12 protein-coding genes are annotated in these 15,448 nt (G+C 63.4%); 3 read left to right on the top strand and 9 right to left on the bottom strand.

The annotated features are described in order from the left end of the window. The first annotated feature begins 13 nt into the window (after nt 1–13). The gene (locus tag AB8A38_RS17715; protein WP_315840191.1) at nt 14–595 is read left to right on the top strand and encodes a PRC-barrel domain-containing protein; all 582 of its coding nucleotides are present in this window, start codon (nt 14–16) and stop codon (nt 593–595) included. A gap of 87 nt (nt 596–682) precedes the next feature. After that, the gene (locus tag AB8A38_RS17710; RefSeq protein ID WP_439088550.1) at nt 683–1,948 is read left to right on the top strand and encodes an MFS transporter; all 1,266 of its coding nucleotides are present in this window, start codon (nt 683–685) and stop codon (nt 1,946–1,948) included. Here AB8A38_RS17710 and AB8A38_RS17705 read toward each other — a convergent pair. The 4 genes from AB8A38_RS17705 to AB8A38_RS17690 form a co-directional block, all read right to left on the bottom strand. Further along, nucleotides 1,945–3,123: a pyridoxal-phosphate-dependent aminotransferase family protein gene (locus AB8A38_RS17705; RefSeq protein WP_439086888.1), complete on the bottom strand. Its 1,179-nt coding sequence runs from the start codon at nt 3,121–3,123 to the stop codon at nt 1,945–1,947. The genes AB8A38_RS17710 and AB8A38_RS17705 overlap by 4 nt on opposite strands. Before the next feature lie 86 nt (nt 3,124–3,209). Then, nucleotides 3,210–4,061, bottom strand: a complete 852-nt coding sequence (locus AB8A38_RS17700; protein WP_089266719.1) for an LssY C-terminal domain-containing protein — start codon at nt 4,059–4,061, stop codon at nt 3,210–3,212. Between the two features lie 53 nt (nt 4,062–4,114). After that, a complete protein-coding gene (locus AB8A38_RS17695; RefSeq protein WP_439088549.1) occupies nt 4,115–4,840 on the bottom strand; it encodes a thermonuclease family protein in 726 nt (241 codons plus the stop codon). A 114-nt stretch (nt 4,841–4,954) separates the two neighbouring features. Further along, on the bottom strand, nt 4,955–6,691 hold the full coding sequence (locus AB8A38_RS17690) for a hypothetical protein (RefSeq protein ID WP_439086887.1): 1,737 nt from the start codon (nt 6,689–6,691) through the stop codon (nt 4,955–4,957). A gap of 350 nt (nt 6,692–7,041) precedes the next feature. Here AB8A38_RS17690 and AB8A38_RS17685 point away from each other — a divergent pair, with 350 nt between their 5' ends. Beyond that, nucleotides 7,042–7,908 (top strand): caspase family protein, encoded by an 867-nt coding sequence (locus AB8A38_RS17685; RefSeq protein ID WP_439086886.1) that lies wholly within the window; start codon nt 7,042–7,044, stop codon nt 7,906–7,908. A gap of 16 nt (nt 7,909–7,924) precedes the next feature. Here AB8A38_RS17685 and AB8A38_RS17680 read toward each other — a convergent pair whose 3' ends face one another. From AB8A38_RS17680 to AB8A38_RS17660, 5 genes are all read right to left on the bottom strand, one after another. Continuing rightward, nucleotides 7,925–8,830 carry an efflux RND transporter periplasmic adaptor subunit gene (locus AB8A38_RS17680; protein WP_439086885.1) on the bottom strand — a complete coding sequence of 302 codons (906 nt, stop codon included), beginning with the start codon at nt 8,828–8,830 and terminating at the stop codon, nt 7,925–7,927. 9 nt (nt 8,831–8,839) lie between these two features. Then, entirely contained in the window at nt 8,840–11,950 is a 3,111-nt protein-coding gene (locus AB8A38_RS17675; RefSeq protein ID WP_439086884.1) for an efflux RND transporter permease subunit, read from the bottom strand. Further along, entirely contained in the window at nt 11,950–12,813 is an 864-nt protein-coding gene (locus AB8A38_RS17670; RefSeq protein ID WP_315844309.1) for an efflux RND transporter periplasmic adaptor subunit, read from the bottom strand. The genes AB8A38_RS17675 and AB8A38_RS17670 overlap by 1 nt, the downstream gene beginning before the upstream one ends. Nucleotides 12,814–13,043: 230 nt before the next feature. Beyond that, nucleotides 13,044–13,700: an OmpA family protein gene (locus tag AB8A38_RS17665; RefSeq protein ID WP_439086883.1), complete on the bottom strand. Its 657-nt coding sequence runs from the start codon at nt 13,698–13,700 to the stop codon at nt 13,044–13,046. Nucleotides 13,701–13,923: 223 nt separating this feature from the next. Next, entirely contained in the window at nt 13,924–15,435 is a 1,512-nt protein-coding gene (locus AB8A38_RS17660; RefSeq protein ID WP_315840197.1) for a caspase family protein, read from the bottom strand. Between the last annotated feature and the right edge of the window lie 13 nt (nt 15,436–15,448).

Below are 15,448 nucleotides of genomic sequence, written 5' to 3'. Positions count from 1 at the left end.
TGAGGGAGTTTCTATGCCTGCAATTCGCACCGTTGCCGGATTGGCTGTCGCGTTGGCGTTGAACGCCGTGGCCGTGTGCCAGGCGGCGGATGCGCCTGTGCCTCCGCCCGCGTCGTCAGCGAAATCCACCCCTGAAGCGCAGCCGTCCGTGCCGTCGCCCGCACCTGATGCGGCTGCCGTGCAGCCGGCAACGCCACCCCCGGTCGCGTCTGCGCCTGTCGCCAAGCCGCCATCGGTTACGGTGATCGACGCTTTCGATGCCAAGGGCATTCTCGGCCGCGACGTGCGCAGTCCCGCAAGCGAGAATATGGGACGCATTGCCGACGTGATCGTCGATCGCGCGGGACAGGTGCGCGGCGCGGTCATCGACTTCGGCGGATTCCTCGGGGTCGGCTCGCGCAAGATCGTGGTCGATTGGGGGGCGCTGCATTTCTGGAACGTGGCCGACAAGACCGCCAGCATCACGCTCGATCTCACGCGCGAACAGGTGCGTGCCGCGCCGGAATACAAGGACGACCAGCCCATCGTCGTGCTCGGCGCGTCCGGCACACTGACGCCGCTGAGGTTTCCGCCTCTCACCATGCAGGAGCGCTAATTGGCGGTTCACGCGACCACACGTGCAGCTGATCTCTCCCGCCGCGATGATGTCGCGGCGGTGCCTGAGGTCGCCTGTGCGCCGGGGATTGCGCCGGAGTCCGAGCTGGGCCCGCAGGAGCCGCAGCGGGGTCCTGAGCCGTCGAAGCAGAGCCTGCGCGGGCTCGACTGGTTCATCTTCTTTCTCGCCGATGTGCAAACCGGATTCGGTCCGTTCGTCGCGGTCTATCTCACCACGCAGAAATGGACGCAGGTCGAGATCGGCTTCGTGCTGTCGATCGGGGGCATCGTCGCGCTGCTCGGCCAAATTCCGGGTGGTGCGATCATCGATGCGGCGCGCTCGACGCGGCTGGTCGCCGGCGCCGCGGTCGCAACGATCGGCGGCTGTGCGCTAGCCTACGCGGCGCTGCCGGTGTTTCCTGTCATCGTCGCGGCAGCGACGTTGCATGCGATGGCGAGCTGTGTGCTCGGCCCCGCGATTGCCGCTATCAGCCTGGGGCTGGTCGGGCCGATGCGGATCGGTGAACGGCTGGGGCGCAATGCGCGCTTCGCCTCGCTCGGCAATGGCGTCGCTGCCGCCGTCATGGGCACCTGCGGCTATCTGCTGTCCAGCCGGTCGGTGTTTATCGTCACCTTCTTGCTGGCGCTGCCGGTGCTCTATGCGCTGTCGCGGATTCGGCCCCAGGAGATCAACTCTGCTCAGGCCCATGGTGCCGGCACCAAAGAGGCCGAGAGTAAGAAGCCGATCCGTTTTCGCGATCTGGTGCGCCAGAAACCACTGTTGATTTTCGCCTGCGCTGTGCTGCTGCTGCAGCTTGCCAATGCCGCGATGCTGCCTTTGATGGCGGGCGTCGTCACGACGCGCTCGGCCGATTGGGCACCGGCGCTGATCGCCTTCTGCATCGTGGTACCGCAGGCCATCGTCGCGGCGACCTCGCCGACGGTCGGCCGAAAGGCGCAGCAATGGGGCCGCCGGCCGCTGCTGCTGATCGCCTTCGCCGCGCTCGTGATTCGCGGATTGCTATTCGCCGTGGTCACCGACCCGTTTGCGCTGGTCGCCGTGCAGGTCTTCGACGGCGTCACTGCAGCCGTGTTCAGCGTGATGATCCCGCTGATCGTCGCCGACATCGCCTTTGGCAGCGGTCGCTTCAGCCTTGCGCAAGGCATTGTCGGCACCGCCACCGGCATCGGCGCGTCGCTCAGCACGGTGACCGCCGGCTTCGTCGCCGACAAGCTCGGCGCGCCGGTTGCCTTTGTCGGCCTGGCCTGCGTCGCCGGGCTTGGCTTGTTGCTGATCTGGCTGGTGATGCCGGAAACCCGCCGCGACCACGGCGAGGTTGAGAGCGGACCTTAGGGCGCGACGCTTTCGCCGAGGAAGTTGACCGCCGCCGTGACGCCGCCCTTGCCGTGCGGAATGCCGAGCGCCTGCAGTCCCATCTCGATCACGCCGAGCGTTCCGAGAATCATGGGCGCGTTGACATGGCCCATATGGGCGATACGGAATGCTTTTCCGTGCAGGTCGCCGATGCCGACGCCGAGAATGACGCCGCATTTGTCGCGGCAGTAATCGAGCAACGGCGTCGGGTTGTCCATCCGCACCGTCGTGACCGTGTTGCCACGTTCTTTCGGCTCGATGATGTTGAAGCTGAGTACGCCGCCATCGGCCCATACGGCAACGGCGCGGCGCACGGCTTCCGCCAGCAATCGATGGCGCTGGAATACGTTGACGAGCTTTTCGTCGAACAGCATGTCGATGGCCTGACGCTGCGCGAACATCAGGTGCACCGGCGCGGTGCCCGAATGTTTCCGGTAGTGCTCGTCGCCGTCGCGCTCGGTCCAGTCCCAATAGGGCGTGCGCAGATTGGCAGTCTTGTGCACTTCGCGCGCACGATCATTCGCCGCGACGTAGCCGAGGCCGGGCGGTGTCATCAGGCCCTTCTGTGAGCCTGACATGGCGACATCGATACCCCATGCATCCATCTCGAATGGCATGCAGCCGAGCGACGCCACGGTGTCGACCATGAACAGCGCGGGATGACCGGCGGCCTTGATCGCCTTGCCGATGGCTTCAATGTCGTTGAACGCGCCTGACGCCGTGTCGATCTGCACTGCAAGCACAGCCTTGATCTCGTGCTTGGTGTCTTGTCGCAACGTTGCTTCAACTTCGGCAGGACGAATGGCGCGATTCCAGTCGCCCTTCAGGCTCTGCACCTCGACGCCCATGGCGCGCGCCGCATGGCCCCAGCCGACCGCGAATCGCCCGCTTTCCAGCACCAGGATCTTGTCGCCGCGCGACAGCACATTGGTGAGCGTCGCTTCCCAGGCACCATGCCCGTTGGCGATATACATATAGGTGTTGCCTTTAGTGGCGAACAACGTGCCGATATCGCGCAGCAGCCCGAATGTGAGCTGCACCATTTCCTTGGAGTAGATATCCAGCGGCGGACGATGCATCGCCCGCAATACTTCGTCTGGCATCGTGGTGGGGCCGGGGATGGCGAGAAATTCACGACCTGCACGAACGACCATTTTCAATCCTTGTTGGTATTTTTGGCCATGGTGCCATGGCGCAGCGCGAAATCAAAGCGCGTGTGAGGTGGTTTGAATTTCACTGCTTAGTGAGTCAGCGCATCACGCCCGATCACATTCGCGATGGCCTGGAAAATCTGGTCCTTGATCTCGGTCGCCGCCGGGCTCGGGATCGTCTCGGGAGGGCCGTCGTGTTTGGCACAGGCCACCACCAGCCGCAGGATCCAGACTTCGCCATCCGTGTAGTACAGGTCGCCGCCGCCATTGTGGCCGGCGACGGTTGGGCCGATTCCGGTGACCTGATATTTGGCCTCGACCATGCCGGCCTTTTCGAGATCGCCCGCGAGCACCGCGCGCTCGGCGTCAATATCGGCGGCGATGTGATGCGTGATCGCGCCGGTGTATTTGCTGATCCCGACGCTGCGATCGAAAGTCGCATCGCCGAGCCAGACCGGGCGATCTTCCTGCCCCTTGTCGAGGACCTTCCAGAGCCGGATGTGGTGGCGATGATCAGCGCTGTTGCCGACCGGCTTCTCGAAAGCGAGATCCTCGCGGCGGCCGAGATAAACCAGCGGGCTCACCGGTGCTTCGCGGTAGGGGCGGTCGAGCAGGACGCTGCCGACAATCTCGAGGGACGAGCGCAAGGTTACGGGATCGGCGGGATACCAGCCGGCAGCATGCATCGCGCACAGCACGTCCTTCTTGTCGCCGATCAGGCCGACATTGATGGGATCGCCGGGAATGCCTTGCGCGGTCATCGTCGTCATCGGCAATCCGGCAAGGCTCTTCTGGTGCTCGTAATGAGTCCAGAGTTCCGGGAGCAACAGATAGGCGATGCCGCCATAGATGACCAAAGCGAGCAGCGTCAGCCGCGCCGCCCGGAATGTCCGGCTGCGGCGTTGTTTTTGCGCAATGACATCCGTCTGCAGGTCAGCCACGGTTCCGCTCGATCGAATCTGAGCGGGGAACCTGCCACGTCAGCGCCACGATGTCATCGTCGGGTCTCGCGGCAGCCGGCGGCTTCGGCCTCTTCTTTAGAGCAAAACCAGCGTGTTCCCTTGCTGATCCGCATGCTGATCTTGGCATACCAGCGGCTTTCGGGCGTGTGGTAGATGCAGACGCCGGCCCGGTTGACGTTGCCCTTGATCCGGCAGGCCGGCGACGGCGCCACGTGGCCGGATGCCGAGGCCAGCAGGATCGGCAAGGCATCCTCCGGAGGCTTGATCGAGCCGAGAATGGTGGTTTTCTTGTTGCGTACGCGCCAGTCCCAGGGCGCAAAGAATGCGCCGGCCCAAAGTCCGGCCTTGGCCTCACGTGCGGCTTTCTCGTCGGCATCATAGGCATGCGAGAAGCGCACATAGGAGAGCGCCCAGCCGCTCTTTACCATCCATTGGCTGATATCCTCGCCGTCCACCTCGCATCTGGCGACCGAGCGACCGAAGCGATCGGTCCGTAGCACGTGGCAGGTCCAGCTCTTGTCGCCGACATGTTCAACAAGCGCTTCATGTGCCGCGACGCCGCAGGTCCAGCGCTCGCCGGCGGCATTCAGGCACAACTGATCGAGACCGGGCGAGTCCATGCCGGCGAGCCGGATGCGGGTCGCGCCAATGGTCATCTGGTCGCCATCGCGAATCTTCGGCACCCCGGTCACGTCGGCGGCCTGTGCCAGTGCGGGAATGCAAAGCATTGCGATAAAAAGAGAGAAGGTGCGGAACATGCGCATCGAACCGTTTGATTGCAAAATCATGACGACAATCCGGAGACAGTGCGGGCATTTCGCCGCCCATGCCAGCGCAGTCGCTCCTTCATACCTTCAACTTCGCGCGATGAACTATGCCGCGTGGCCGTTCATCATTCTCCGCCGCGCCAGCGCGAGACCCATCAGCACGAAGGCTGAGGTCACTTCGGGACCGCCGACGAGAATCCGTGTCGGCGTTTTCATCTTGTTCCATTCATAGGCCTTGAACGGGCCCTTGCGGCCACCTTCGCCTGTTGCCGTGATGATGCAGCGCAGCGCAGGTGCGAAATGCGCGAGCTCACCGCCGAGATGTCCGAGCGCGATCAGTGCGAGTGCCGCATCGAAGGTATTCATCTCGCACGCAATCAACTCGTCCTGCACATAAGCGAGCACACGCAGGCGGATGAAGTCGAACGTGCCGTCGGTATCGATGGCCTGTTGCGTCGCGGCCGGCAATTCACGGAAAGCCGCATAGCAGCGGCCGAAATAGGCGCTGTAGAGCTCCGGCAGATAGTAGATGTGCGATTTCGGATCGGCGAAGGCGCCGGATGCCACGAGGCGACGCTGGAAGCCGATGATCCGCTGCATCGTTTCCAGACGTGTCGGCGTCTCCATCACCTTCCAGCGGACGAGATTCCGGAACGAGACCTCGAGCACGTCGAGATTGAGCGTCGGATCGAGATCGTTGCCATAGGGCCGTTCGCCCGCGAGATTGTCGATCCAGGTGACGATGGCGCCGTCATAGTCGATGTGGTCGTTGATCGGCACGGTGACCATCGGCTCGTTGCTGCCGTTGCCGACCTGATAACCGGCATAGAAGTCGAGCAGGGGTTGATCGAGGATCGGGTCGGTGGAGCCGGCCTGTGTGGCGGCGGAGAACGAGCAGGCGGTGGTGTCGCAGTCCGGCACATAGATGCCGAAGCCGAGGTCCTGCTTGATCTGTGCGAACAGCCGGCTGAAGCGCGGATGCGGCGGCGGCGCCAGCGCGGTGATGACGTTCACGCTCGTCCCGTCATGCGAGCGGACTTCCTCGCGGCTGGTGACCAGACAGAATTCAACCATCGCATCGATGGCGCGGCGCGAGGATGTCGTCTGGTCCGGCGACGGCAGCCCGGTTTCGCCGAAGCTGAGCAGCGCCTCGGTGAAGAAGGCGTCGTAATAGGCCGAGCGATGCCGGATCTGCACCGGCTCCCACATGGGTTCGGCAATGCCGGTCCATGGCGGATTGATGAGTTTTCCGGCCGGTGAGCGGGCGATGAAGATGCGCGCGAGGGTGAACAGCAGCGTCGAATTCTTGTAGCCGCGCGAATTGAGGCCCGTCAGGGCCATCAGGAAATCGCGGCCATGCATGTCGGGATCGCCGATCAGGTTGAACGCGGCGTAAGTAGGAATGAAGCCGTTGCGGTCGAACGAGCGCAGCAGATGCGTGCCGCAGGCCTTGATGACATTGTCGATCTCGCGCAGCGACGGCGCCTGCGCTGACGCCGTCACGGGCTTCGGCTTTGGATGGCTCAATGTAACCGTGTCGAGCAGCTCGGCGATGGGCTGGCCGATGGCTTCCCAATCGGGGTTCTCGTCGTCGCGCGCCGCTCTCAGGGCCTGCTGTAAGGCTTTGAACCGGGAGGGATCGCGCAGCTCGGGCAGGCCCGCGCGGCAAAGTAACGGGCGGAGCGCGGCATTGCCGAGCGCAGTTTTGTAGAACTTGACGATATGGGCGTCGCCGCCGGTGTGCTTGTGAAAGAGGGGGTCGCAGAGGTCGTAAAGCGACGGGCCGTCCTTGCTGGCTGTCAGCGCGCGGTATGCGGCGCCGGCAAAATAAGTCACACCCATGAGGTTTCTTTCAGTGCGGTCCCTGCGCACGCTTCGAAAACCGCCCGCCGCTGCTGCGGCGCAATCGCCTCCCGACACCTGCAAGCCTTTGAAAAGTTGCACGAATCGGTCGGGATTACAATTGCGTGAAGCGCAAGCGCGTTCAAGACCTTAGCCTGGTCAGTCAGTAACCCTGTCTTAAATCCCGGCCTTTACCGGTTGCCCGGGTGGCCCTGGCGGGTTAACAACCAGTTTGCTGCGATGCCGCAAATTGAGCGCATTTAATACTCATTGGTTTGGCATCCCTTCAAACCTATTTCGACGTTCGCGCGACCCACGGTTGTGCCTGAACGATGAGCAGGAATGACGTTATGAACGTACGGCAGTTTCGCGTATCCCGTCGCTCGATCACTGTGGCCGCAGCTTTTGTCGGTCTGGTGTCGCTGGTGCTTGGCGCCAATGCCGCGCTGAACAAGCGCTCGCTGGAAGCCGCACAGGCCGAGACGGTGACCGGGACGATCAATCCCGTGGCGAAGGCGTCGCGCATCGCGCTGGTGATCGGCAACGGTCATTACCCCGACGCCGGCGCGCCGCTGAGCCAGCCGATCAATGATGCACGTGCCATGACGAGCGCACTCCGCCGCGACGGTTTCGACGTCGATGTGGTGGAAGACGCGACCCGCGATGACATGACCCGCGCTGTCGAGCGCCTGAAGGCCAAGATCAAGCCTGAAACCGTCGTGATGCTGTATTTCGGCGGCTATGGCGTCCAGGTCGGCCGCCAGAGCTACATGATCCCGGTCGATGCCGCGATCTGGAAAGAGCGTGACATCCGTCGCGATGGCATGAGCGTCGAGGCCGTTCTCGATATTATGAAGGAGCAGGGTGCCCAGGCCAAACTGGTCGTGCTGGATGCGTCCCGCCGCAATCCCTATGAGCGTCGCTTCCGCGGTTACTCCCGTGGTCTCGCGCCGATCGATGTTCCTGAGAATGCGCTGATCCTGACCTCGGCGACGCCGGGCAAGGTTGCCGACGATGTGGATGGTCAGAACAGCCTGCTCGCAACCGAATTACTGAAGAACATGAAGGCCAAGCCGGCGAGTGCCGAGTCCGTCTTCACCAACACCCGCGTTGCGGTTACCCGCGCGACCGCCGGTGAGCAGGTTCCTGCCGTGTCGTCGTCGCTCGTCGAAGACGTCCTGCTCGGCGATAGCGCAACGGCCAAAGCCGGCAGCTAAGCTTTCCCCATCGCGTTTATTTGTTAGCGTCTGCGCTGGCCATCACGGGACGAACCGGATCGCCTTCGCGCAGCAAGGCGCCCGCCCGCGCGACAATCACATCGCCATCGCTCAAACCTTCGCGTACCTCCACGCGTCCGCCTGACATCAGCCCGATCTCGACGCGCCGCGTCTCGATACGCTGCCGCCGCACCACCTGCACGACGGTGCCGCCGGCACTATAGAGAACGGCGGTCAATGGCACTGCGACGCCGCAGCTTTCGCCAGTCTTGATGATGGCACGCGCGTAGGAATTGCTCATCAGCCGCCGGCCCGAGGTGATCGAGACCACGACCTGGCCGAGCTGGCTGTTGGGCTCCACGGTGGAGGCGACGCGTTTCACTTTACCGTCCAGCTCTCCAGCGCCGATCACCTTGACCTTGACCGGCTGATCGACTTTCAGCTTCGGCAGGTCGCGCGTCGGCACCTGGCCGATGAATTCGAACTCGCTCCGCGCGATGATGTTGAAAAGAGCCTCGCCCTTGGCCGATGCGAGTGATCCGACCACGGCGGACGAGGCGCTGACCAATCCTGCAACCGTCGCCTGCACTTGCAGCGAGCCGCCTTCGGGCGGCGTCAGGCGTGCGAGGATCTGGCCCGCGGTGACGTTCTCGCCGGCGTCGACCATGACCTCTGCGACCTTGAGGCCCGGACGATCGGGACGGATCGAGACTTCCTCGCGCGGGATCAGGATGCCGGAGACTTCGACCGTCGCGGAGAAGCAGGACTTCGCGGCGGTCAGCACGGTCACTGCTGCACCCTTCGGGGCATCAGCAGGATCGTCGGCGGCCAGAGCCGGCTGCGTGAACACGCATAGCGACAACGCGACCAGCAATCTGGCCCATGTGGTGGTTCGCTTGGAAGAGGCGACGGGCAGGGTCATTGCATATGCCTATTTGTGCGGGACGGCGGGTGGTTGACCGTTTTGCGGGTCTTCCTCACCGCTCGACGCCAGCAGTTTGCGCCCGAAGCGCCATGCTAATTGTCCGACATCGTCCATCATCATGAACATCGCCGGCACGAACAGCAGCGATAGCGCTGTCGAGAAGATTAGCCCGCCAATGATAGCAAGCGCCATCGGCGAGCGGAATTCGCCACCGGCCCCGAAGGCCAGTGCGGACGGCATCATGCCAGCGACCATGGCAACGGTGGTCATCACGATCGGCCGCGCGCGTTTCATGCCGGCGTCGATGATCGCGACCTCTCGCGGCTTGCCTTCGCGAATGGCTTCCACTGCAAATTCCACCAGCATGATGGCGTTCTTGGTGACGATGCCCATCAGCATCAGGATGCCGATCCAGACAGGCGTCGTGAGTTGCTTGCCCGTCAGGAGCAGCGCCAGGATCGCGCCGCCGATCGAGAGCGGCAGCGAGAACAGGATGGTGATCGGTTGCAGGAACGTGCCGAACAGCAGCACCAGCACCGCATAGACCATCATCAGGCCTGCCGAAATTGCGGTGGCGAAACCATCCGCGAGTTCGTTCAGGCTTTCGGCGTCGCCGGACTGCTTGACGCTCACATTCTTCGGCAGGCTCTTCATGACCGGTAGTTCGTAGATCTTCTTCAGGGCATCGCCGAGTGCGGCGGTACCCACGAGATCCGCGGCCACGGTGGCCTGACGTTCTCTGTCGTAGCGGTTGATGCTTGTCGGTCCCTGGTCGAGCTTGATATCGGCAACGACGGATAGCGGCACGCCGCCGCGCCCGCCGCCAAGCGGTACCCGCAATTGTTCGAGGATCTGGAAGTCGGCGCGTGCCGTGTCTTCGAGCTGCACGCGGATCGGCACCAGGCGATCGCCGGCATCGAATTTCGCCAGAGCCGGGCCGACGTCGCCGATGGTGGCGACGCGGATGGTTTCCGACAGGCTCTCGGTGGAGACGCCGAGTCGTGCCGCCAGATCGGCACGCGGCTGCACGCGCAGCTCGGGACGATCCAGCGAGGTTTCCGAGATCACGTTGGAGATCAGTGGAATGCGCTTCATCTGCGTCGCCAGTTCGCTGGCGACATTGGCGACGATATTGCTGTCGGTGCCGGTCACCACCAGCGAGATGGCGCGCAGCCCGTTCTCGTCGAGGAACCAGTAGCGAATATCCGGAACGCTTTCGAGTTCCTTGCTGATATCGAGTTCAAGCAGGCGCTGTGTATGTGCGCTGTCGCGTTCGCTCTTCGGGGTGTAGTTGATGATGAGAGCTGCGCGCCGCACTTCATAGGTGCCGGGTGGAACGTGACCACCATCGACGAACACGCTCTTCACTTCAGGTCGCTTGCGGAGCCGTGCGACGATATCTTCTGTGACCTTTTCGGTGTAAGCAAGCTGCGATCCCGGCGGCAATTCCATCGCCATCAGCGAGCGCGCGGTGTCTTGCGCCGGCAGGAAGCCCTGCGGCAGCAGCTGGATGCTCCAGATCGACAGTGCGAAGACGGCGAGACCGAACAGAACCGTCACGTAGTAGCGTTTCACCGACAGGGTCACGAGCTTGTTGTAGGCTTGCAGCAGGCGCCCCGGCGGTGGATCGTCGTGCTTGTGATCCTTGAGGAAGTAGGCCGCCAGCACAGGCGTGACGAAGCGCGCTGCCAATAGTGAGAAGAACACCTGCACCGAGACAGTGATGCCGAACTGCTTGAAGAATTGTCCGGCGATGCCCGACATGAAGCTGGCCGGGGCAAAGATCGCGATAATCGTGAGGCTGATGGCGATCACGGCGAGGCCGATTTCGTCCGCCGCTTCCAGCGCGGCGCGATAGGGCGATTTGCCCATCCGCATATGCCGCACGATGTTTTCGATCTCGACAATGGCGTCATCGACGAGAATGCCCGTCGATAGCGTGATGGCGAGGAAGCTCACGAGATTGAGCGAGAAGCCGAGCAGGTCCATCGCCCAGAAGGCCGGGAAGATCGACAGCGGCAGCGAAATCGCGGCGATGACCGTGGCGCGCAGATCGCGCAGGAAGAAGAATACCACGATGACGGCGAGCGCCGCGCCTTCGAACAGCGTCGAGATCGCGGCTTCGTAATTGCCCTTGGTGAAGTCGACCGAGGTGTCGATCAGTTTCAGATCGACGTCGGGATAGGACGCCTTCAGCGCGTCGATGCGCTTCTGGACGGCCGCGGCGACCACCACGTCGCTGGCGCCCTTGGATCGTTTGATACCCAGCGCCACCACGGGCTCGCCGTTGAAACGCGCAAAGGTGCGGCGATCGGCGATGGTATCGGTGACCGTGCCGAGATCTTCGAGCCGCACCTCGCCGCCGGACGGCAGGCTGATCATGGTGCCGGCGAGTTCGTTCAGCGTCTTGGCGCCGGCCAGTGTCCGGATCGCCTGATCGTTCTTGCCGATTTCGGCGCGTCCGCCGGCGAGGTCCACATTGGTGCCGCGCAGACGCCTGGACACATCGACTGCGGTAAGGCCTGCGGCCTGTAAACGGTCGGGATCGAGCGAGACGAGGATTTCGCGCTCGACGCCGCCGATGCGCTCGACCTGGGCGACGTTGCGCACGCCCTGCAATGCGCGCTTCACCACGTCGTCGACGAACCACGACAGCTGCTCCGGCGTCTTGCCCGGTGAGATCGCAGCATAGGTGACGATTGGCAGGCCGATCACGTCGACGCGCTGGATCAGCGGTTCGTTGACATTCTGGGGGAGATTGGCGCGCACGCGCGTTACGGCGTCCTTGACGTCGTTGAGCGCGCGATCAGTGTTGGTTTCCAGCGCGAATTGCACGGTCGTGACTGACAGGCCGTCAGTGATCGACGACGAGATGTGTCGCACGCCTTCGACGCCGGAGACGCCGTCTTCGATGGTCTTGGTGACCTGCGCTTCAAGTTCCGCGGGCGCTGCGCCGAATTGCGAGACGGCGACCGAGATCACCGGAATGTCCGCGCTCGGTAGCCGCGTGATCGCCAGCTTGGTGAAGCTGATCCAACCGAGCACCAGAAGAATGATCGAGAAGACGATGGACGGAAGCGGATGGCGGATCGACCATGCCGAGATATTCATTGCCATTAACGCACCCGCGATCGATCGAGGTCATCGACGAACATGGTCTGGACCTTGTCGCCGTCATGAAGTGATGTGCCGGCATCGGCAACGACGATGTCGCCCACCTCGACGCCTTCGAGAATTTCTGTCGACGTGTCAGACACCAGCCCCACCTTCACACGGCGGGTTTCAATGGTGTTGCCCTTCACGAGCTGCACCATGAAGTGTTCGATCGCCGAGCGCGGGATCGCGACGCCGCAGCTGCGCTTGGCGTCGATGCTGGCGCGGGCGAAGACACCGACCTTGAGCGACGGGTTGCTGGCCAGCGATAGCCGGACATGGCCCAGCTGCGTCACGCGGTCGATCTGCGGCGACACCAGCCGCACCTTGCCGAAAATATCGGGCTGATCGTCGCGGCTGATCCGCGCCGTGACGCCGGGGTTGAGCTTGAGGATGTGGATGCTTGGCACTTCCGCATCGAGTTCAAGTTCGTTGTTGATGGCGATCCTGAACATCGGCCCGGCCTGCGGCGAGGCGGGCGCGCCGACGATGGTGTTCACGGAGGTAATCAGGCCTGCCGCCGGGGCGCGCAGCGTCACCGGATTCGGGCGTGCATTGCCTGCTGTCGGCGGCGGTATCAGCCGGGCCAGTTCCTGGTTCTCGGTGACGGTGTCGCCTTCGCGAACCAGTACTTCGGAGACCTTTGAACCTTCGGTCTCGACGCCGACCACGGCCTCGCGGCGCGGAACCACGAAGCCGGTCACCCGCACGAGATCGGAGAAGCAGGCATTGGTGGCCTTGGCGACGATCACCATGGCGCCATTCGGCGAAGCGGAGCCGGCGGGTGCGGGTTCAGCGGCGAAGCCGATAGAGGTGGTTGCGACCATGGTGGCCGCCAGCGACAGACATGCGAGAGACGGGGAGAAGCAGGCAAAAGCCTTCATTGCGAGATCGATCCACTTGGTATTACGGAGCACCAGGGGCATTCGATCGGTGCGGCGGCAGGTTGGGGCAATCTATACAGGATATCCGCGATCACCACAGCAAACAGCGTCCCGCGTGGTACGGAACGCTGTGGTGCGGCAATCCGCAGCAAGCTCGAAGGTACCACCGAGCTCTATTGGGATGCGGTGGTCTTGTTCGCCATATTCACCACCTGAACGCGGCGGTTGGACGGATCGGTCGGCGCCACGCCGGCCTTCGGCTTGCCCTTGCCATAGCCGACGGTGACTAGGTCGGCGCCGGCGATGCCGTATTTGTCCGTCAGATAGCGCTTGATGGCATCAGCGCGGCGCTCGGAGAGGTCCTGGTTGTATTCCTCGCCGCCGACGGCGTCGGTATGGCCGGCGACCACAAAGGTCGCGCCCTTGAGGTCGTCGCTGCTCAGCGCCTTGCCGAGGGCCTGCACCGAGGACAGCGACTTCTTGCTGATATTCGCCGAGTTGTAGTCGAAGGTAATCTCCAGATCGATCGCCGGCTTGGTCTGGGCGACGGCGGCGATCTGCTCGCGCTCGCCGATCGATAGCGACCGCGTGCTGCGATTGCGAAGGGAGTCGACGAACTTGCCTTCCGCGGCATTGACGGCCGGCTCGGCCGGCGGCGTCATCGACAGACCGCGGGTCAGCGGCTTCTTCGGCGCCAATGCGCGCAGGATCTGGTCGGAGGTCACTTCCTCAGCCGCTGCAGCGATGCCTGCGGTCAACGACAGGGCGACGCTGATCATGGCGATCGTGCGAAGTGCCTTGAAGCCGGGGCGTGCGGATGTGTTTGACATGGGTGCATCCTTCATTTCGTCGCGCGAAACGCGCTTGAATCAAATCCAACAAAATCTGGTGCCGGATCGCTTCAGGATGGCTTCCGGCTTGCCATCAATAGTGTCCGCTCGCGCGCCGCAGGTTCAAACCGGGCGTGCGGATTCCTGCGATTTTCTTGCGGCTTTCCCGCGAAATTCCGGTGACCTCTGGGGATCATCGGATGCCGTGCTATCGGACGCCGTGCTATCGCACGCCGTAGCCGGCAAATTCCTTGACGATGTCCGGGTCCATGGCCTTGGCATTGGTGATGTCGAGATCGCCTTCCGCCGTCTGGCCAAGGCGATGTTTGGCCAGGCCGCGGCCGTAGAGCGATGAAGTCAGCTGCGGATTGATCTTCAGCGCAGCGTCGAAATCCGCAATCGCATTCTTGCTCTGGCCGTTCTTGAGATTGACCAGGCCGCGGCTGTCCAGCGCATCGACGAAATTCGGGCGCAGGCGCAGGGCCTCGTTGCAGTCCTTGAGCGCGGCGGCGAGGTCACCGGTCACGGTGCGCGCCCAGCAACGGTTGTTGTAGGCCTCGACATCCTTGGGATTCAGTTTGATTGTGGCGTCGAAATCCTTGATCGCAGCGGAATAGGCGCCCTTGCTGGCATAGACCTGGCCACGGCGATACAGCGCGCCGGCGTCTTCCGGATTGTCGGTCAGTTTGACGTTCAGCGATTTGACGGTCGGATCCTCCGCCAGCGCCAGCAGGATCTTGTTTTCGTCACGGGGCACTTCGGCAACGACGGCGGGGGCAGGAGTTGGCGCCGCGGCCGGCGCAGGCGCTGCTGCTGGAGCCGCCGGCGTGGGCGTAACAGGCGTGGGTGCAGCAGGCGCTGGGGCGACAGGTGCGGCGACGACTTCCGGCTTGGCCACAGCAGGGGGGCGCGGTGTCGCAGCCGGCGCCGGGTCGGCCGGTTTGGCTTCCGCCACAGCGGCTGACGCCGGGCGCGTTCCGGCTATGAAAGAGAAGTCTTCTGCCAGCGACGAGGAAATCCACGGCACCTGCTCGCTGCGCGACGCGCGGGTGACGTTGACGCGGGTCCGGTTCAGCGTCTGCTCGGCGGTGAGATCGGGAATCCGGATTTCTTTCAGCAATTCGCTGACAAACAGCCCGTGATCGCCGCCGCCATCGCTGACGACCGAGCTCAGAGCCGCCGAATACATCACCAGCGTGCCGCTCGGTGCGATCACCGGAGCGAGCCCGGCGGAGAAGCTGCGGAACCGGCGTTCGAACGGATTGCGGCGAGATGCGTCCAAAAGCGCAATCTTGACGCCGGCGCCGCGGCCGTTGATCTCATTGAGCACGGTCTCGAGGCTGAAGCCGTCGCGGCGCACGTCGGGCTCGGTCCAGATCTGGGCGTCGACCGGGATCATGTAACTCTGCCGCGCGGACTGGATGCCGAAGCCGCTGAAGAACACCAGGGCTACCGAGCCGGGCTTCACCTTGCCGTAGAATTTGTCGAGCGCCCGGCGCATGCCATCGCCGCCGAGATTTTCCCCGGTATCGACCTCAAATCCGTCACGCTTCAATTCGGCGGCAACGTCGCGGGCGTCGTTGAGGGGCTCCTTGAGTGGAGTCTCCGCGTCCGGATATTTCGCATTGCCGATCACCAGTGCGATCCGGTGGGTCCGATCTTCCGCGGCGGAGGCCTGCCAGATGGGCGTGGCAGCAAACGTCAGGAGAGCGATCAGAGCAATGCGCATTTTCATAATGAAACCGGTC

Source organism: Tardiphaga sp. 839_C3_N1_4 (assembly GCF_051811045.1).
In the GTDB taxonomy this organism is placed as follows: Bacteria; Pseudomonadota; Alphaproteobacteria; order Rhizobiales; family Xanthobacteraceae; genus Tardiphaga.
The sequence above is the reverse complement of the archived record's forward strand: the minus strand, read 5'-3'. Positions and strand labels throughout refer to the sequence as shown.

Coding starts and splice junctions, on each gene's coding strand:
- AB8A38_RS17695 (WP_439088549.1), bottom strand. CDS start 4,840: ATGTTCCGCACCTTCTCTCTTTTTATCGCAATGCTTTGCATTCCCGCA.
- AB8A38_RS17685 (WP_439086886.1), top strand. CDS start 7,042: ATGAACGTACGGCAGTTTCGCGTATCCCGTCGCTCGATCACTGTGGCC.
- AB8A38_RS17670 (WP_315844309.1), bottom strand. CDS start 12,813: ATGGTCGCAACCACCTCTATCGGCTTCGCCGCTGAACCCGCACCCGCC.
- AB8A38_RS17715 (WP_315840191.1), top strand. CDS start 14: ATGCCTGCAATTCGCACCGTTGCCGGATTGGCTGTCGCGTTGGCGTTG.
- AB8A38_RS17675 (WP_439086884.1), bottom strand. CDS start 11,950: ATGGCAATGAATATCTCGGCATGGTCGATCCGCCATCCGCTTCCGTCC.
- AB8A38_RS17665 (WP_439086883.1), bottom strand. CDS start 13,700: ATGTCAAACACATCCGCACGCCCCGGCTTCAAGGCACTTCGCACGATC.
- AB8A38_RS17705 (WP_439086888.1), bottom strand. CDS start 3,123: ATGGTCGTTCGTGCAGGTCGTGAATTTCTCGCCATCCCCGGCCCCACC.
- AB8A38_RS17690 (WP_439086887.1), bottom strand. CDS start 6,691: ATGGGTGTGACTTATTTTGCCGGCGCCGCATACCGCGCGCTGACAGCC.
- AB8A38_RS17660 (WP_315840197.1), bottom strand. CDS start 15,435: ATGAAAATGCGCATTGCTCTGATCGCTCTCCTGACGTTTGCTGCCACG.
- AB8A38_RS17680 (WP_439086885.1), bottom strand. CDS start 8,830: ATGACCCTGCCCGTCGCCTCTTCCAAGCGAACCACCACATGGGCCAGA.